Source organism: Rhodovulum sulfidophilum DSM 1374 (assembly GCF_001633165.1).
In the GTDB taxonomy this organism is placed as follows: Bacteria; Pseudomonadota; Alphaproteobacteria; order Rhodobacterales; family Rhodobacteraceae; genus Rhodovulum; species Rhodovulum sulfidophilum.
The window spans coordinates 3,217,310-3,233,675 of sequence record NZ_CP015418.1 but is presented as its reverse complement, the minus strand read 5'-3'; the positions used below and the strand labels follow the sequence as shown (position 1 = coordinate 3,233,675).

17 protein-coding genes are annotated in these 16,366 nt (G+C 68.9%); 3 read left to right on the top strand and 14 right to left on the bottom strand.

Annotation, left to right across the window (positions count from 1 at the left end; translation table 11 throughout):
• The first annotated feature begins 47 nt into the window (after window positions 1–47).
• From A6W98_RS15155 to A6W98_RS15145, 3 genes are all read left to right on the top strand, one after another.
• Window positions 48–1,805 (top strand): type I secretion system permease/ATPase, encoded by a 1,758-nt coding sequence (locus tag A6W98_RS15155; RefSeq protein ID WP_042462788.1) that lies wholly within the window; start codon window positions 48–50, stop codon window positions 1,803–1,805.
• The gene (locus tag A6W98_RS15150; RefSeq protein WP_042462786.1) at window positions 1,802–3,103 is read left to right on the top strand and encodes an HlyD family type I secretion periplasmic adaptor subunit; all 1,302 of its coding nucleotides are present in this window, start codon (window positions 1,802–1,804) and stop codon (window positions 3,101–3,103) included. The genes A6W98_RS15155 and A6W98_RS15150 overlap by 4 nt, the downstream gene beginning before the upstream one ends.
• Before the next feature lie 120 nt (window positions 3,104–3,223).
• The gene (locus tag A6W98_RS15145) at window positions 3,224–3,994 is read left to right on the top strand and encodes an HpcH/HpaI aldolase family protein (protein WP_042462783.1); all 771 of its coding nucleotides are present in this window, start codon (window positions 3,224–3,226) and stop codon (window positions 3,992–3,994) included.
• Between the two features lie 9 nt (window positions 3,995–4,003).
• On the opposite strand, the gene rpoN is transcribed toward A6W98_RS15145, so the two are convergent.
• From rpoN to nifE, 14 genes are all read right to left on the bottom strand, one after another.
• Window positions 4,004–5,305: an RNA polymerase factor sigma-54 gene (gene rpoN / locus A6W98_RS15140; protein WP_247904410.1), complete on the bottom strand. Its 1,302-nt coding sequence runs from the start codon at window positions 5,303–5,305 to the stop codon at window positions 4,004–4,006.
• Between the two features lie 112 nt (window positions 5,306–5,417).
• The gene (locus A6W98_RS15135) at window positions 5,418–5,729 is read right to left on the bottom strand and encodes a ferredoxin family protein (protein ID WP_042462776.1); all 312 of its coding nucleotides are present in this window, start codon (window positions 5,727–5,729) and stop codon (window positions 5,418–5,420) included.
• A complete protein-coding gene (locus A6W98_RS15130; RefSeq protein ID WP_042462773.1) occupies window positions 5,726–7,036 on the bottom strand; it encodes an FAD-dependent oxidoreductase in 1,311 nt (436 codons plus the stop codon). The genes A6W98_RS15135 and A6W98_RS15130 overlap by 4 nt, the downstream gene beginning before the upstream one ends.
• 12 nt (window positions 7,037–7,048) lie before the next feature.
• Complete coding sequence (locus tag A6W98_RS15125; protein WP_042462771.1) at window positions 7,049–8,140, bottom strand: electron transfer flavoprotein subunit alpha/FixB family protein; 1,092 nt, start codon at window positions 8,138–8,140, stop codon at window positions 7,049–7,051.
• A gap of 12 nt (window positions 8,141–8,152) precedes the next feature.
• Window positions 8,153–9,085 carry an electron transfer flavoprotein subunit beta/FixA family protein gene (locus tag A6W98_RS15120; protein WP_081251965.1) on the bottom strand — a complete coding sequence of 311 codons (933 nt, stop codon included), beginning with the start codon at window positions 9,083–9,085 and terminating at the stop codon, window positions 8,153–8,155.
• Window positions 9,082–9,417: a nitrogenase-stabilizing/protective protein NifW gene (gene nifW / locus A6W98_RS15115; RefSeq protein WP_042462767.1), complete on the bottom strand. Its 336-nt coding sequence runs from the start codon at window positions 9,415–9,417 to the stop codon at window positions 9,082–9,084. Before nifW ends, A6W98_RS15120 begins: the two co-directional genes overlap by 4 nt.
• The gene (gene nifV, locus A6W98_RS15110) at window positions 9,414–10,619 is read right to left on the bottom strand and encodes a homocitrate synthase (RefSeq protein WP_042462764.1); all 1,206 of its coding nucleotides are present in this window, start codon (window positions 10,617–10,619) and stop codon (window positions 9,414–9,416) included. The genes nifW and nifV overlap by 4 nt, the downstream gene beginning before the upstream one ends.
• An 11-nt stretch (window positions 10,620–10,630) precedes the next feature.
• Window positions 10,631–11,332, bottom strand: coding sequence for an iron-sulfur cluster assembly scaffold protein (locus A6W98_RS15105; RefSeq protein WP_042462761.1), 702 nt, complete (start codon window positions 11,330–11,332; stop codon window positions 10,631–10,633).
• 17 nt (window positions 11,333–11,349) lie between these two features.
• Window positions 11,350–11,673: a HesB/IscA family protein gene (locus A6W98_RS15100; RefSeq protein WP_042462757.1), complete on the bottom strand. Its 324-nt coding sequence runs from the start codon at window positions 11,671–11,673 to the stop codon at window positions 11,350–11,352.
• 381 nt (window positions 11,674–12,054) lie between these two features.
• A complete protein-coding gene (gene fdxB / locus A6W98_RS15095; protein ID WP_081251964.1) occupies window positions 12,055–12,348 on the bottom strand; it encodes a ferredoxin III, nif-specific in 294 nt (97 codons plus the stop codon).
• A gap of 191 nt (window positions 12,349–12,539) precedes the next feature.
• Window positions 12,540–13,013, bottom strand: coding sequence for a NifX-associated nitrogen fixation protein (locus tag A6W98_RS15090; RefSeq protein ID WP_042462754.1), 474 nt, complete (start codon window positions 13,011–13,013; stop codon window positions 12,540–12,542).
• Window positions 13,010–13,453 (bottom strand): nitrogen fixation protein NifX, encoded by a 444-nt coding sequence (gene nifX / locus A6W98_RS15085; protein WP_081251963.1) that lies wholly within the window; start codon window positions 13,451–13,453, stop codon window positions 13,010–13,012. Before nifX ends, A6W98_RS15090 begins: the two co-directional genes overlap by 4 nt.
• 13 nt (window positions 13,454–13,466) lie before the next feature.
• Window positions 13,467–14,864: a nitrogenase iron-molybdenum cofactor biosynthesis protein NifN gene (gene nifN, locus A6W98_RS15080; protein ID WP_042462749.1), complete on the bottom strand. Its 1,398-nt coding sequence runs from the start codon at window positions 14,862–14,864 to the stop codon at window positions 13,467–13,469.
• 1 nt (window position 14,865) lies between these two features.
• Window positions 14,866–16,356: a nitrogenase iron-molybdenum cofactor biosynthesis protein NifE gene (gene nifE, locus A6W98_RS15075; protein WP_042462746.1), complete on the bottom strand. Its 1,491-nt coding sequence runs from the start codon at window positions 16,354–16,356 to the stop codon at window positions 14,866–14,868.
• Window positions 16,357–16,366: the final 10 nt, after the last annotated feature.

The window sequence follows — 16,366 nt, the reverse complement described above, 5'->3', positions numbered from 1 at the left end:
CAGCCCCGTTTCCCGGCCGATCCGGCCGGCTTCCGGAGGGCGCGGCGATGATCCGGCGCGGTCCGAAGAAGGAGCTGACGCTTGGCCGGGCGCAAAGCCGCGGCCTGCTTCTGGCGGTGCTGGTCTTCAGCGTCTTCACCAACCTTCTGATGCTGACCGGCCCGATCTTCATGCTGCAGGTCTATGACCGGGTGCTTGGCTCGCGCTCGGAGGAGACCCTTGTCGCGCTCTTCATCCTGGTCGCGGCGCTGTATCTGTTCTACTGGCTGCTCGACTATGCCCGCGGCCGGGTGATGGCGCGGATCGGCTTGCGGCTGCAGGCGGCGCTGGCGCGGCGGGTGTTTTCGGCAATGGTCGAACGCGCGGCCTTGCGCGGCGGGGAGGGGCCGGGCGCCACCGCCATCGGCGATCTCGACGCGATCCGGAACCTCTTCGCGGCGCCGGTGCTGCTGGCGCTGTTCGACATGCCCTGGACGCCGGTCTTCCTGGCGGCGATCTTCCTGTTTCATCCCCTGCTGGGATTTGCGGCCATCGGCGGCGGCGCGGTGCTGATCCTGGCCACGCTCGTCAATCGCTGGGTGACGGGGGGCGCGCTGGAACGCTCGCAGTCCAGATCCTCGCGCGCGGCGCGGCTGGCGCGGCAGGCCGAGGAGGGCGGCGGGCTGATCTGGTCGCAGGGCATGGCCTCGGTGATGTCCGAGCGCTGGGCGCGGATGCAGGACGAGGCCAATGCCGAGGGCATGTCGGCCAATGACCGCAGCGGCAGCTTTGCCAGCTTCTCGCGCGCGTTCCGTTTCTTCCTGCAATCGGCGATTCTGGCGCTCGGGGCCTATCTGGTGCTGCAGCATGCGGTGACGCCGGGGGCGATGATCGCCTCGTCTATCCTGCTGGGCCGCGCGCTCGCGCCGATCGAGCAGGTGCTGGGCCAGTGGGCCCTGATCCAGCGCGCCCGCAGCGGCTGGCGCGCGCTGACCGAGTTCCTGCAGGCGGTGCCCGAGCGGATCCGGCCGACCCGGCTGCCCGATCCGGTGGCGCATCTGAGCGTGACCAATATCGGCCTGCGGGCCAGCGCGCCCGGCGCGCCGCCGGTGCTGCAGGGCATCAGCTTCGAGATCACGCCCGGCGAGGCGCTGGGCGTGATCGGCAAGAGCGGCGTCGGCAAGACCACGCTGGCGCGGATCATCCAGGGGCTATTGGCGCCCAGCGCGGGCGAGGTCCGGCTCGACGGCGCCACGCTCGACCAGTACGGTCCCGAGCGGCTGGGCCAGTTGATGGGCTGTCTGCCGCAGGAGGTGCGCTTCTTCGACGGCACCGTGGCCGAGAACATCGCCCATATGGAACTGAACCCCGATCCGGCGCGGGTGGTGCAGGCGGCCACGCTGGCCAGGGTGCATGACATCATCCTGAGGCTGCCGCAGGGCTATGACACCATGCTGATCGAGGGCAGCGGCCTGTTGTCGGGCGGTCAGCGGCAGCGGCTGGCGCTGGCGCGGGCGCTTTATCACGACCCGGTGCTGCTGGTGCTCGACGAGCCCAATTCCGCGCTCGACGCCGACGGGTCCGAGGCGCTGAACGCGGTCGTGACCGACATGAAGCGGGCCGGAAAGTCGGTTCTGATCATGACCCACCGCCCGACCGCGATCGCGGTCTGCGACCGTCTGATGGTGATCGATGGCGGCCAGCAGAAGGCGCTGGGGCCGCGCGACGAGGTCCTCAGAAGCGTGGTCCGGAACGCGCCCGAGGTGCAGCGCGCGATGGGCGCGGTCCGCAGCACCGCGGTGCCGGAGCAGGAGGCGCGGAGATGACCGCGAGATCGCCGGAAAGCGCCCGCTTGCCGCTGGCGGTGGGGCTCGTCGCCATTCTCTGCCTGGTGGGCGGCATCGGCGGCTGGAGCGTGGCCACCAGCATCGCGGGCGCTGTCGTGGCGCCGGGCACGATCAAGGTCGAAACCGAACGTCAGGTGGTGCAGCATGCCGATGGCGGCGTGGTCGGAGAGATCCTGGCCAAGGATGGCGATGCGGTCGCGGCCGGGCAGGTCCTGGTCCGGCTCGACGGCACCTTCCTGCGCTCGGAGCAGATGATCGTCGAACGCCAGCTGCTGGAGATCCAGGCCCGCAAGGCCCGGCTGGTGGCCGAGCGCGACGGGCTCGACAGCCCCGATTTCGCCGTCCTCGACAGTTTCGACAATATCGATCCCGCCTGGGTCCTCGATCATGTCGAGGGCCAGACCCGGCTGTTCGCCGCGCGCAAGACGGCGCTGGCGCAGGAACTCGATCAATTGCACGAGCAGACCGTGCAGATCGACAACCAGATCGAGGGCACCCGCGCCCAGCAGGACGCGCTGCAAAAGCAGCTGGTGCTGATCGAGAAGGAACTGGCCGACAAGATGACGCTCTATCGCCAGAGCCTCGTGCCAGCGAGCCAGGTGCTCGCGCTTCAGCGCGAGGAGGCGGGGCTCGAGGGCAATATCGGGCGGCTGGCCTCGCAGGAGGCCGAGCTGCGCGCCAAGGTCTCGGAGCTTGTCGTGCGGGGGCTCCGGCTGCGCGAAAGCCGCCGCGAGGATGCGATCACCACGCTGCGCGACCTGCAATATTCCGAGATCGAGTTGCAGGAGCGTCGGCTCAGCCTGGCCGAGCGGCTGTCGCGGCTCGATATCCGCAGCCCGGTCGACGGGGTGGTGTTCGGCTCGAAGGTGTTCACCGTGGGCTCGGTGGTGCAGGCGGCCGAACCGATGATGTATGTCGTGCCGGGCGGGCAGGCGCTGCTGGTCTCGGCCCGGGTCGAGACCACCGATATCGACGAGGTGTTCCCGGGCCAGCCGGTCTCGCTGAAATTCACCACCTTCGACAGCCGGACCACGCCCAATGTCTCGGGCCAGGTGCTTCGGGTCTCGGCCGATGCGCTGACCGACGAGGCGACGCGGGCGACCTTCTACGAGGTGGTGATCCAGCCCGATATCGACGAGATGGCCGATCTGCCCGATATCGAGCTGGTGCCCGGCATGCCGGTCGAATCCTTCATCCGCACCCGCGACCGCTCGCCGCTATCCTACCTGCTGCATCCGCTGGCGGTCTATTTCGAACGCGCCTTCCGCGAGACCTGAGCTTGCCCGAGGCTGCCGCCGGTCCGGGCTGACGCTTTTCGCGCCTGACGCGTTCCGGGCTTGACCGGGAACGGGCCGCGTCGCAGCCTGCGCCGGGCAATGCGCAAGGGGAGGAAACGCATGGAAAATCCGGTCAACAGGTTCAAGGCGGGGCTGAGGGACGGGCGGCATCAGCTGGGGGTCTGGAACGCGATCCCGGATGCGACCGTCGCGGAATGCCTGGCTGCCTGCGGTTTCGACTGGATCGTGATCGACGGCGAACATGGCGCGATGGAGGTGACCGACGCGCTGCCGGCGCTGCAGGCGGTGGCGGGCTATCCGGCGGCCTCGGCGGTGGTGCGCCCGGCGATCAATGACTGGGTGCTGATCAAGCGCCATCTCGATCAGGGGGCGCAGACCTTGATGCTGCCTTACGTGCAGTCGCGCGACGAGGCCGAGGCGGCGGTGCAGGCGATGCGCTATCCGCCGCGCGGGCTGCGCGGGATGGCGGGGATGACGCGGGCCAGCCGCTACGGGCTGGTGGCCGATTACCTCCGCCGTGCCGAGGAGGAACTATGCCTGATCCTGCAGATCGAGACCGTGGCCGCGCTCGAGCGGCTGGAAGAGATCGCGACCGTCGAGGGGGTCGACGGCATCTTCATCGGCCCTGCCGATCTGTCGGCCAGCATGGGCTATCCGGGCCAGCCCGAGCACCCGGCCGTGATCGCGGCCATCGAGGGCGCCATCGGGCGGCTGAAGGCGGTGGGGGTGCCTTCCGGCATCCTCGCGCTCGATCCCGATTTCGCGCGGCATTGCATCGCGCTCGGCACCGGCTTCACCGCGGTCGGGGTCGACATGGTGACATTGCAGCGCGGTATGACGGCGCTGGTCGAGACCTTCGCAAGCGGCTGAGCAGGGGGCTCAGGCGCTGATGCGGGCGTTCTGGCGACGGTCGTAGGAGGAGGGGATGCCCAGCACGTCGCGATACTTGGCGACGGTGCGGCGGGCGAGGGCAAATCCCGCCGCCTTGGCCTCGGCCGCGATCGCCGCATCCGAGAGCGGCCGGGCCGGGTTCTCCTTGGCCACGATATCGCCCACCAAGGCGATCAGCGCATCCTGCGACGGCCCGTCCTCGCCCGATCCGGGGGTGAAGGCACGGCTGAAGAAGGTCCGCAGCGGCACCGTGCCGCGCGGCGTCTCGATCATCCGGTGCTGCACCGCGCGGCTGACGGTCGAGGCATGCAGGCCCAGTTCCTCGGCCACGTCCTCGGTGCCGAGCGGGTGCAGATGGCGCGGGCCGCGGTCGAGATAGTCGCCCTGCCGCCGCACCAGGCAGACCGCGGCCGCCAGCAGGGTGGAATGCCGCCGCTCGACCGCGCGGGCCAGCCATTGCGCGCGCGAGCGGGCCCGGGTGGCATAGGTCCGCGCGGCGGTGTCGCGCCCGGTCTCGGGGGCTTCGGTGACCTTGATCGCGGGCAGGGCCGAGCGGTTCAGCTCGACCGCCCAGGTGCCGTCCTTGCGGATCACCCTCAGATCGGGCGGCAGGATCGGGGGCTCGGTCGCGGCGAAGGCGAGGCCGGGCTTGGGATCGAGCCCGCGGATCGCGCGCAGCGCATTGCGCACGTCCTGGGGCGTGCCGTCGCAAAGCTCGGCCAGCGCGTCGATCCGGCCCTCGGCGACCATTCCGAGATTGTCGAGAATGACCGACAGCTCCCAGGTCAGCATGTCCCTGTCCTCGGCCTGAAGCCGGAGACAGTCGGCAAGTCCGCGGGCGAAAAGCCCGGCCGGTTCGAACTGCTGCAGCCGTGCCAGCACCGCCTCGGCCACGCTGATCGGCACCCCGGCCGCGGCGGCGACGGCCTCGGGCGGGCTGCCGAGCCAGCCGGTCGGCTCCAGCGCCTCGGCGAAGGTCTCGGCCACGCGGGCCTGGCGCGGATCGGGAAAGGCCAGCGCGATCTGGCGCAGGACATGGTCGTAAAGGCTGGGCCTGTCCGAGGCCAGCGCCGCGACCGCGTCGAAATCGGAGCCTGCGCCGCTGCCGGCAACGCCGCTCGGCACGGCGCGCAGCGCCTGCGGCACGGATACTTCGAGACAGGGATTCTCCAGCGCCTCCTCGGCCAGATAGGCCGAGAGGTCGACCGCCGTCATCTGCAGGATCCTGAGCGCCGCCTGCATCTTCGCGGTCATGGCCAGACCCTGGGTCTGGCGCTGGGAAACCATCATCTCCATGGTACAACCCTAACACGGAAACGACCGTGTTCCACACTCATAGCGCAGCATTCCGTCACGCCCGGCCGCCCGGGCCGACAAGGTCGGGGCGCGCCGGTCCGGGGGCTCAGCCGAACTTGAAGAGAACCCCGTAACCGCCTCGGGGATAAGACCATTCCAGCTCGCCCGTGGCCTGGCACACGATCCGGCAGGTGCCGCATTCCATGCAGCCATCGGCCGCCACCTCGACCTGGCCCTCCTCGTTGATCGAGTAGCAGCCGGCCGGGCAGATCTTGGTCAGCGCCTTCAGCTCTTCGCTGTCGCCGCCGGGCTGGTGGTTGATCTTCACATGGGGGCGGCCTTCATCCACCTGATAGCGGTTCTGGTAAAGCCGTTCTTCCATGCGTGGGGATTTGGTGCCGTTGGTCTTGTCGTTCATCTCCAGGCCCTCGCCACTTTGAGCATGTCGACGGCAACATTCAGCCAGTTGCCGCGCGATGTCTTGAGACCCTTCAGGATCTCGGCTTCCTTGGCCCGCTTGTCGCGCCCGTCGACCCGCAGGAAGGCGTTCATCGACCGGTTGAGGATCGCGGGGTAGGTGGTGAAGAGCTGCCGGTTCTTCTCCAGCAGCCGCGGGATCTTGCGGTATTTCCTGAGATCCTTGATCACGAAGCTCTCTTCGAGCGCGTCGCGGTAAAGCTTGAGATTCTCCTCGCTGGCGGGCAGGCCCTGCGCCTTGAGCGCGGCCAGGCTTTCGCCCGCCAGCCGGCCCGAGGTCATGGCGAGGTTCGAGCCCTCGCGGTGCACCGCGTTCAGGAACTGACCGGCATCGCCCACGATCAGCCAGCCATCGCCGGTCAGCCGCGGGATCGCGTCATAGCCGCCCTCGGGGATCAGGTGGGCGACATATTCCTTCATCTCGGCGCCCTTCAGGAGCGGCTTGACCGAAGGGTGGTTCTTGAACCGGTCGAGCAGCTCGTAGGGCGGGATCTTCTCGCGGGCGAAATCGGCGACCAGACAGCCGACGCCGATCGAGATCGATTCCTTGTTGGTGTAAAGGAACCCGGTCCCGACCATGCCAGACGACACCGAGCCCAGCACCTCGATCACCACGCCCTCCTCCTCGTCGGCGAGATTGAAGCGTTCGCGGATGGTCTCTTCGGGCAGGAAATGGGTTTCCTTGACCGCCAGCGCCACATGCTGGGGCTTGAGCTCGGGGCGGAAGCCCGAGCGCTGGCCGACAAGCCCGTTCACGCCTTCGCCCAGCACCACCACATCGGCATAGACCGGGCCGCCCTCGCGGTCGGTCAGCACGCCGATGACCTTGCCGGCCTCGTTCTTCACCAGCTCGGTCACCGTGGTCTCGGTGATCAGCGTGACCCCGGCCTCGCGCACCTGTTTCGAGAACCACTTGTCGAACTGTGCGCGCAGGATGGTGTAGCGGTTGGGTTTTTCCTCGTTGAAGGTGTCCGAGCGGTGATGGGTGCCGGTATGGGAGTTTTCCGACAGCATCCAGAACCGCTGTTCGACCACATGGCGTTCGAGGGGCGCGGTCTCGCGGAAATCCGGGATGATGCGTTCCAGGGCATCGGCATAGAGGATCGCGCCCTGCACGTTCTTCGAGCCGGGATATTCGCCCCGGTCGATCTGCAGCACGTTCATTCCGGCCTTGCCCATGGTGTAGGCGGCCGCGTTGCCGGAGGGCCCGGCCCCGACGACGATTGCATCGAAATGTTCAGCAGGCATCGGTCAGTCCTCTCAGCTGGCCATCGCACGCGCCGACAACCGGCGGGCGAAGGCATCGGTGAGCGCCGGCAGCACGGTCAGCGCGTCGGCCACCACGCCCAGATGGGCGAATTCGAAGATCTTGGCCTCGGGGTCGGTATTGATCGCGATGATCAGATCCGCCCCCTCGACCCCGACCCGGTGCTGGATCGCGCCCGAGATCCCGGCGGCGATGTAAAGCTTGGGCCGGATGGTGTTGCCGGTCTGGCCGATCTGGCGTTCGGCCGGGGCCCAGCCCTTCTGCACCAGCGGCCGCGAGACGCCCCATTCGGCGCCCAGCACCTCGGCCAGCCGCTGCACCAGCGCCAGGTTCTGCGGCTGTTGCAGCCCCAGCCCGCCCGCGACGACGATATCGGCATAGGCGAGGTTGGCCTTCTCGACCTGGGCGTCCGAGACGAATTCGAGCACCTTGGTGACGATGTCGTCCTCCTGCATCCTGAGCGAATGCCAGACCATCCGCCCCGAGCGCGAGGTATCGGGTTCGGGCATCGCCATCACCCGCGGTCGCACCGTCGCCATCTGCGGGCGGTGGTTCAGCGTGTGGATGGTGCACAGAAGCGTGCCGCCGAAGGTGGGCCGGGTCGCGGCCAGCGACTTGTCATCGGCGATCTTCAGCTCGGTCGCATCCGCCGTCAGACCGGTCTGAAGCGTGGTCGCGACCGAGCCCGCCAGGTCGCGCCCCAGAGGCGTCGCGCCCAGAAGCAGGATCTCGGGCTGGTACTTGTTGACCAGATCGGTCATCGCCTGGGTGAAGGGCTCGTTGCGGTAATCCGCCAGCAGCGGATCCTCGCAGATGTAGCAGACATCGGCGCCGTAGTGATAGGTCTGCCGGATCGCCTGCTTGGTGTCCTCGTCGCGCCCGCCCAGCACCAGGGCGCAGAGATCGACGCCCAGATCGTCCGCGAGCTTGCGGCCCTCGCCCATCAGCTCCCACGAAACCGGGTGGACCTTGCCGCGCTCGATCTCGATGAAGACCCAGACATGCTTGTAATCCTTGTATTTCTCGGCCAGCTGCATCTGCATCGCGGCGCGGCTGCCGGCGGGGGGTTGCGGCGCTTGTGCCATCACGCTGTCTCCTTATGCAGGGGTCTTGGCGGAGAGGTCCGCCTCGAGTTTCGGGCTTTTCGCGAACAGGACGTCGAGGATCGCATCGCCGATTTGCGCCGGCGCCTTGCCCTCGACCGCGACCATCTCGGCCTTCTCGGCGCGGGGCTGGGGCGCGAAGACGCGCCTGACCACCGTGGGCGAGCCGCGAAGCCCGCATTTCATCGGGTCCTCGATGCCCGCATCCTCGGCCGACCAGATCGTCAGCGGCGCGCGGGCGGCGCGCAGCATGTCCTGCAGGCTGCCCCGGCGCAGCAGGTTGGTATCCTCGAGCATGGTGATCAGGCAGGGCAGCCTAGATTGCAGCACCTGCACCCCGCCCTCGGAGCGGCGCCGGACGGTGATCGTGGCGCTGTCGCTTTCCAGCGAGTCGATGGCCGAGACATAGGTCAGCTGGTTCAGCCCCATCCGCCGGGCGATGCCGGGGCCGACCTGGGCGGTATCGCCGTCGATGGTCTGCTTGCCGGTGAAGACGATGTCGATGGGGCCGTCCTCGGCCAGCTTGGCCAGCGCCGCGCTCAGCGCGAAGGAGGTCGCCAGCGTGTCCGACCCGGCAAAGCGGCGGTCGGTGATCAGCACCGCCTTGTCGGCGCCAAGCCCCAGCGCGCGGCGCAGCGCGTCCTCGGCCATGGGCGGACCCATGGTCAGCACGGTGACCGACCCGCCGTAATCGTCCCTGAGCCGCATCGCCTCTTCGAGCGCGAACAGGTCATAGGGGTTGATGATCGTCGGCACGCCCTGGCGCATGATGGTGTTGGTGACCGGATGGACCCGGATCTGGGCCGAGTCCGGCACCTGCTTGATGCAGACGACGATATTGAGCCCCTTCTTGGTCTCGACGGGCGCTTCGGGCGCGTCGATGGCCTCGGCGGCGGGGAAGTCGGGTTCGGTGAGTTTCTCGCTCATTTGACAGACAGCCGGAGCCCCTCCATCGGCACGACATTGCCGCGCGGTTGCGTGTAGATCTTCAGCGCCTTCTGGGCGCGCGGGGTGGAATTCTCGAAATCGGCATGGGCCTTCTGCAGCGCATCGCGGGCGGCGGCGCGCACGCCGTCGTCGTCGAGCTGGTCCAGATCGGTCTCGTCCAGATACTGGCCCATCCGCTTCATCACATGCAGACGTGCGCGGTTCAGGACCGCCTGATCGAAGGGCAGGTCGAGAAAGGCGAAGAGATCTTCGGCCGAGGACAGGGCGTAGAGCTGGTCGAGCATGCTCGGCCGGGGTGCTGGGCGTGTCATGTCAGGCTCCGTTCTTGGGGTTCGGTCGGTCCGGGGTGGCGGGCAAGCGCCTCGGCCCGGGCGGTGAGGAGGATCAGGTCGGCAGCGGTGGCGGCGCGCTTCTCGCGGTCGGCCCAGTCGCGCAGAACCGGCAGCAGCGCGCGGGCCGAGGCCTCGTCCGAGGGCAGCCCGGCAGCCGAAAGCGCCCGGGTCACCGCGGCCAGCCCCGAATGCTTGCCCAGCACGATCTCGCGGGCGCGGCCGAAGCGGGCCGGGCTCAGCGCCTGGGCCTCGTAGGTGCCGGGGTCCTTCAAGAGCCCGTCGACATGGATGCCGCTTTCATGGCTGAAGACATTGGCGCCGACGATGGGCCGGGTCGGCGACAGCGGCCGGTTCGAGGCGCGGGCGACGATCTGCGACAGCCCGCACAGCCGGTCGAGCGCGACGTCGGTCGGCCGTCCCTGCACGGCCAGCGCCGCCGCGACCTGTTCCAGCGCGGCATTCCCGGCGCGTTCGCCAAGACCGTTGACGGTGACCGACAGGAAACCCGCGCCGCCGCGATGGGCCGCGAGCGTATTGGCGGTGGCCAGCCCCAGATCGTCATGGGCGTGAAATTCCAGCGGCAGCGGCCCCGTCGCCAGGATCGACACCAGCGTATGCGCCGCGAACGGGTCCATCAGCCCCAGCGTATCGGCCAGCCGCAGCCGGATCGCGCCGGCCTCGGCCGCGACCTGCGCCAACTGGGCGAGAAAGCCGATATCGGCGCGCGAGGCATCCTCGGCACCGACCGAGACCTCGAACCCCGCTTGCGCCGCCAGCCGGACCAGCCGCGCGACCTCGGCCAGCGCCCAGTCGCGGTCGCGCCCCAGCTTGCCCGCCAGCTGGCGGTCCGAGGCGGGCACCGTCAGATGCAGGCGCGAAAGTGCGGTCATCGCCGCCAGCTCCAGGTCGCTGTCGCGAAGCCGGCACCAGGCGACGCCCCGGGCGCGGGTGAGCCGCGCGCCCGCCTCCCGGATCGCGGCGACCTCGGCCATGCCCATGGCGGGCACGCCAAGCTCGATCTCGGCGACGCCCGCAAGATCGAGCGCCGTCGCGATCTCGATCTTCTCGGCGGCCGAGAAGGCCACGCCCGCCGCCTGTTCGCCGTCCCGAAGCGTGGTGTCGCAGATCCGGGCCGGAGGCGGGGCGGGGGTGAAGTCGTCGGGGACATAGGGGGCAGTCATGGCAGCGGTCCTCAGCGGCTGGGGGCGGGAACGACGAAGACCGGCCGGCCAAGTTCCTCGGCCAGTCGCTTCTGCAGCCCGCCAAGGGTGAGCCCAGCCAGCTGACAGCCCGAACAGCTGCCCTTGAGATGCACCCGCACTCTGGGGCCCAGAATGTCGTGGAAGGCGACATCGCCGCCATCGGCGCGGAAGCGGGGTCGCATCTCTTCCAGTACCGCCTCGACCCGGGCGCGCTCTTCCTCGGCCGAAAGGCGCGGGGCACCGGTCTTCGAGGGCAGGGCGGGCCGGATCGGGGCGACACCCAGCGGCTGGGCGACGCGGAGCCCTTGGGCGGCGCGGAAGGCCGGAGGCTGGGCGTAATCCTTCAGCGCGGCGGCCAGGCCCTCGGCCGCGACCTCGGCGGCGGAGCGGTCCTCGGCGGGCAACCCGCCCAGCGCGGCCTCAATGGCGTCGGCGTCGATAGCGCGGGCCTCGGCGAGGGTCTTTCCGGTCACGAGCTCGGTCAGGGCCGAGCCCGCGGCGATTTCGGGCCCGCCGCCGGTCGACTGGAACATCGCGGCGGCGATCTGCCCGGCCTCGATCTTCAGGGTCAGGCGAAAGGCGTTGCCGCTGCGCACCGATCCTGCTTCGCCGAGCGCGTTGGCGCTGTCGAGCGTGCCGCGGTTCCGCGGGTTCAGGAAATGGTCGGTGAGGATTTCGGAATAGTCCAGCATCTCTCTCTCCCGGGCTGTCAGCAGAAGGACTTGCCGCAACCGCAGCCGCCCTTGGCATTGGGGTTGTCGAAGACGAAGCCCGAGCCCTCGAGCCCGGTGACGAAGTCGATGGTGGTGCCGAGCAGATAGCCCTGGCTCTCGGGATCGATCAGCACCGTGACCCCGCCCTCGGTCTCGACCACGGCATCGGTCGCTTCGCGGGTCAGCTCGAGCGCCATGGCATATTGCAACCCGGCGCAGCCGCCCGATTGCACCATCAGGCGCAGCCCCGCGATGGGCCGACCCGCGCCCTGGATCGCGCTGGCCATGGCGTCTCTGGCGGCTTCGGTGATCTGGATCATGGCTGTCTCCTGTCGGTCTCGGTCCCTGACGGAAGTGAAGCAAGGAGCGTGCCAGGAACCGTTCGCACCGGTTTCAACAAGATTTATGGTCCGACCCCGTCCGGTGTGGGTTTTGTCGGTGCGCTCTTTGGCGGATTTGCGACATGCTGATCGCGGCCGATTGTCGGAAACGGGAGGGCTCCCGCCCCCGTCCGGCCTTAGGCCGGGCCGCGGCCGCTTCGCGGAGGGTATTTGTGCCAAGAAGAAGAGCTGCGAATCCCTTCTTCTTCTTGGTTGAAATACCCCGGGGGTCCGGGGGCAGGGCCCCCGGCGCCGAACAGGTGTCGAGCCGGCCCCCGTTAGGGGCGGCTCGCCGCGGCGGTCGGAGTGAAGGCGATATGGTCAGGCGGGAGCGTGGGTCTGGCAGCTCGAGGGGCAGACCCGGGCGCAGGCGCCGCAGCCGATGCAGTCGTCGCCATCGGCGATGACCATGATCCTGCGTTCGATCTCGTCCTCGAATTCCTCGTCGTCGAGATCGACGATTTCGTCCTCGTCGGTGACGCCCTTCAGGGTCAGCACGTTGCGGGCGCAGACCTTGAAGCAGCGGCCGCAGCCGATGCACTTGCCCTGATCGATGGCCATCAGGAATTCGGGGATGTATTCGGTCCCGCCGCGGGTCGTGGCTGTGATCGTCATGGCTCGGATCTCCTTTGCGGCTTTCGGGGCCGCTTTCAATGCTTGGCCTGTGTCTTTGCTGTCTTTGACGTCATGGCGGGGCCGGTTGCGGCAAGGGGCCCGATCCGGTCATGCGGATCCGTCGGGGCGCCCGTGATGCGCCGCGACCGGGTCGGCTTCCGGAGGAGCCCGGGCGGGACGGGCGGGGTCGGTCAGGCCCGGGCGGTCTCGGGGAAGCGGGCGATCATCTCGGCCGCGTCCCGGGTCATCGCCTCGCCGGTGTCTGCCAGTTTCGCGAAGGTCTCGAAGCCGAAACGGTGGATGTCGCGCACATGTCTGGACAGCACCACCAGCCGCCCCGAGATCAGGACGATCCGGCCGAAGCCCTCATGGGTGATTTTCGACATCTGCGCCGCCTGGGCGCCGGTCCGGCGTTCGAGCAGAAGCGCCACGGCATCGTAGAACCGCTCGACCCGCCAGAGCAGGTCCGGGTCGGGGTCGCAGATGATCGGGATCTCGCGGCGTTCCTCCCTGGTCACGATGAAATCGGCCAGGATCTCGGCATCGGGCTTGCCCTCCCAGCTGCCATGGGTGTCCTCGGCGCGGATCACCGCGATCAGCTGGCTCAGGTAATCGCTGACCGGCAGCGCGCCGCCGCGGGGCAGGGTCTCGGCTTCGGTGCTCATTCGCTGTACTCCCCGGCAGGATCGGTGGCGAAATCGGTCCGCGGACGGCCCAGGACCTTGCGCAGGAAGGGCGGGGGCGCGCCTTTCAGCATGGTCTGGGTTCGGGCCAGGACCTCGGCGATGGGTTCGGGGGCCTTGCGCTTGATCGGATGGATGCCGGCGCGCACCACCCGGGCGGCCGACGGCCCGCCGATCGCCAGCACGAACAGAAGCGCGCAGCCGCTCAGCGCCTCGACCTTGGGCGTGATCCGGTCGTCGAGACTGTCATGGCCGCCTTTCTGGTCGGTCACGGCATCGAATTCCAGCACCTCGACCAGACGCGAGGAGGCGGTCGTCACCTCGTAGACGGCGAATTTCGCGGCCGAGCCGAAATGCGCGTCGAGATGTTCGAGGTCATTGGTCGCAATGGCGATTATCAGCGGGATCTCGCTGTCGGTCATGTCTGTCTCCGGCTCAATGAGGCGCAGTCTGCGGGCGGTCATGCTCGAACTCCGGCTCGATGGGGGCGGCACCGAAATCCTCGGGGCGGGCCGCGTCATGCGGATGGGAGAGCACCGCATTGGCCACCTCGAAGAGGAAGGCGCGGGTGCCGCGATAGCCGACCCGGCAGATATCCTGGGCGCCGAGCCGGTCGTTGATGGGAAAGCCCGCGCGCAGGAGCGGCAGGCCCAGCGCCTGGGCCGCGTGACGGCCATGGGCATGGGCGATCAGAAGGCCCGCGCCCGCCTTGCGGGCCCCGGCCTCTAGATCGCCCAGATCGCCGAGCACGGCCTCTTCGGCCGGGATCAGCTCGACGATGGGATTGGTGCCCGAGGTGGTGACGACGGCGACCGCCTCGGCTCCCATGCCGGCCAGCGCCGAACTCAGCGCATAGGCGAGGTCGGGATCGGCGGCGATGGCATAGCGCAGCCCCCCGGTCTGGAAATGCGCGTCCAGCATCGCGTCCTGCAGCCGGGCGCGGTCGCGCCGGATCGCGGGCGGCGCATCGGCGGTGCCGGCCAGCGCCATCAGCGCCCGGACAAAGCCGTCGACGGCGCGAAGCCCGGTCAGCGAGGGGAAGACCTGCACCGGCATGCCGCCGCGCGCCCCCAGCAGCCGCGCCGCGCCCTGCATGCTTTCGCCGATGGCGAAGGTCGCGGCCGAGCGCGCCATGGCCGGGATGTCGTCCAGCCGGGTGCCGCCGAGCGAGCGGCCGGACCAGTCCTCGGCCAGATGGCCGTCAAGCGCGGTCGAGAGGTCGGGAAGGAAGATCGGCGTCAGCCCGAAAGCGCGGATCAGGCGGTCGATTTCCTCGATCTCGGCCGGGGTCACGCAGGCCGAGGGCAGCACGTTGACCTGTCGGCTGTCGGTATTGCGCTGCTGCGGGTCGGTCTCGGGCACCAGCGCCTCGACGATGGCGGTGACGGCGGCGGCCCAGCCATCCTCCATCGCGCCCTCGAAATCCGGGGTCGAGGCGTAGACCACCTTCAGATCGCCGAAATCCCGGCGCCGGGCCAGGACCTCGCGCAGCTCGCCGGGCACGTCCTCGCCGCGGGTCTCGGTCAGGGCGGTCGAGGCGATGCCGATGAAGCGGGGATGGGCGCGCTTGCGGATATTGGCGATGGCCTCCTCGATCTGCTCGGCGCCGCCGAGGATGGTCGAGACCTCGTTCATCGCCGTGGTCTGGAGCGGGATCGCCTCCTTGAAGTGGCGGACCATGTGGACCATGGCGAAGGCGGTGCAGCCCTGGGCGCCGTGAAACAGCGGCACCGCCCCCTCGATGCCCAGATAGGCCATCGCGGCGCCGAGCGGCGCGCTCGATTTCAGCGGGTTGGTCGACAATGCGCGGCGGGGTCGGGTGAGGCGGGCCATGTCAGCAATCCTCGAAATCCTTGGGGTCATTAACGGGACCCGGGGCCGGGTCCTCGGGGGCGGCGGCGGGACGAAGCCCGGTCGCCGGGCGTGGCGCATCCCCGGGGCCGTCCCAGGGGGCAGGGCGCCGGACATCCTCCCAGACGGGATTGTTGACCGAGCGGTCGATGGCGCGGACCAGATCGACCATGCCCATGTAACCCGCATAGGGTTCGTGCTTTTCCTGGTTCACGTCGATCCAGGGGGTGCGCGCCTTCAGCGCCACGAACTGGCTGCGCGCGCCCGACATCAGGATGTCGGCTTTGGCGGCCTTGAGCGTCGCGTACATGTCCTTCGGCGCCATGTTCTCGTACATGTGGGTTTCGTCGCCCATGATCCGGATGACGCGCGCCTTGTCGGTCTCGGTGGCCTTGCGCACGGAGGTGCCGACGACCTCGATGCCAAGCTCCTGCAGGGCCGAGACCACCGACCAGCTTTTGTGCCCGCCGGTATAAAGCAGCACCCGTCTGCCCTCGACGCGCGGCCGGTAGGGGGCGAGTGCTGCGCGCGCCTTGGCCTCTTCCTCGGCGATCAGCGCTTCGCAGCGGTCCATGAGGTCCTCGGCCGCGCCGCGTTCGACCAGCATCCGGCACATGGTCCGAAGCGCCTCGGAGGTGTCCGAGATGCCGTAGAAGGAGCCCTCGAAGAACGGGATGCCCCAGCTGTCCTCCATCTTCCGGGCAAGCCCGATCAGCGCATGCGAGCAGACCAGCATCGTCACCCGTGCCCGGTGCATCACCGCCACCTGCCGGTAGCGCGCATCGGCCGAGAGCGAGCCGATGATGCGGATGCCGAGCCGGTCGAGCAGCGGCTTGATCTGCCAGAGCTCGCCATTCAGGTTGTAATCGCCGATGATGTTGATGTCGCAATCGGTCATGCGCTCGGGCTCGACCGTGCCGATCACATGGCGATACATCATCTCGCCCGCGAGCTTGCAGCCGAGGTTCTTCGACCCGGCATAGCCCGGCACGTCGACCGGGATCGCGGGCGTGCCGAAGGCCTCGGTCGCGGCCTTGCAGACCGCGGCGATATCGTCGCCGATCATCGCCGTCACGCAGGTGGCATAGACGAAGACGGCGGGCGGGGCATGTGTCTCGACGATCTCGCGGATCGCGGCGTAGAGCTTTGCCTCGCCCTTGCCCATGACGATGTCGAGCTCGGTCAGGTCGGTGGTGAAGCCGGTCTTGTAGAGCATCGAGCCCGAGGAGGCCGAGCCGCGATTGTCCCAGGAATTGCCGCCGCAGGCGAGCGGCGCATGGACCAGATGGGCGACATCGACGATGGGCTGCAGGGTGATCATCGCGCCGTCGAAGGCACAGCCCCCGGCCGCGGCCCCCGGGGTCAGCGGCTTGGCGCAGCCCTTCTTGCGCGCCTCGGCCGACTTGGCGCGGTTGGTGGCGCAGCCGGGCTCGTTGAAGGCTTCCTGCACGGTTTTCTTGAGCGCGTCGGACATCCGGGTCTCC

What these genes read in the sequence shown, in the direction of transcription:
- A6W98_RS15155 (WP_042462788.1), top strand. Translation starts at nt 48, where the DNA reads ATGATCCGGCGCGGTCCGAAGAAGGAGCTGACGCTTGGCCGGGCGCAA.
- A6W98_RS15150 (WP_042462786.1), top strand. Translation starts at nt 1,802, where the DNA reads ATGACCGCGAGATCGCCGGAAAGCGCCCGCTTGCCGCTGGCGGTGGGG.
- A6W98_RS15145 (WP_042462783.1), top strand. Translation starts at nt 3,224, where the DNA reads ATGGAAAATCCGGTCAACAGGTTCAAGGCGGGGCTGAGGGACGGGCGG.
- rpoN (WP_247904410.1), bottom strand. Translation starts at nt 5,305, where the DNA reads ATGATGGTTTCCCAGCGCCAGACCCAGGGTCTGGCCATGACCGCGAAG.
- A6W98_RS15135 (WP_042462776.1), bottom strand. Translation starts at nt 5,729, where the DNA reads ATGAACGACAAGACCAACGGCACCAAATCCCCACGCATGGAAGAACGG.
- A6W98_RS15130 (WP_042462773.1), bottom strand. Translation starts at nt 7,036, where the DNA reads ATGCCTGCTGAACATTTCGATGCAATCGTCGTCGGGGCCGGGCCCTCC.
- A6W98_RS15125 (WP_042462771.1), bottom strand. Translation starts at nt 8,140, where the DNA reads ATGGCACAAGCGCCGCAACCCCCCGCCGGCAGCCGCGCCGCGATGCAG.
- A6W98_RS15120 (WP_081251965.1), bottom strand. Translation starts at nt 9,085, where the DNA reads ATGAGCGAGAAACTCACCGAACCCGACTTCCCCGCCGCCGAGGCCATC.
- nifW (WP_042462767.1), bottom strand. Translation starts at nt 9,417, where the DNA reads ATGACACGCCCAGCACCCCGGCCGAGCATGCTCGACCAGCTCTACGCC.
- nifV (WP_042462764.1), bottom strand. Translation starts at nt 10,619, where the DNA reads ATGACTGCCCCCTATGTCCCCGACGACTTCACCCCCGCCCCGCCTCCG.
- A6W98_RS15105 (WP_042462761.1), bottom strand. Translation starts at nt 11,332, where the DNA reads ATGCTGGACTATTCCGAAATCCTCACCGACCATTTCCTGAACCCGCGG.
- A6W98_RS15100 (WP_042462757.1), bottom strand. Translation starts at nt 11,673, where the DNA reads ATGATCCAGATCACCGAAGCCGCCAGAGACGCCATGGCCAGCGCGATC.
- fdxB (WP_081251964.1), bottom strand. Translation starts at nt 12,348, where the DNA reads ATGACGATCACAGCCACGACCCGCGGCGGGACCGAATACATCCCCGAA.
- A6W98_RS15090 (WP_042462754.1), bottom strand. Translation starts at nt 13,013, where the DNA reads ATGAGCACCGAAGCCGAGACCCTGCCCCGCGGCGGCGCGCTGCCGGTC.
- nifX (WP_081251963.1), bottom strand. Translation starts at nt 13,453, where the DNA reads ATGACCGACAGCGAGATCCCGCTGATAATCGCCATTGCGACCAATGAC.
- nifN (WP_042462749.1), bottom strand. Translation starts at nt 14,864, where the DNA reads ATGGCCCGCCTCACCCGACCCCGCCGCGCATTGTCGACCAACCCGCTG.
- nifE (WP_042462746.1), bottom strand. Translation starts at nt 16,356, where the DNA reads ATGTCCGACGCGCTCAAGAAAACCGTGCAGGAAGCCTTCAACGAGCCC.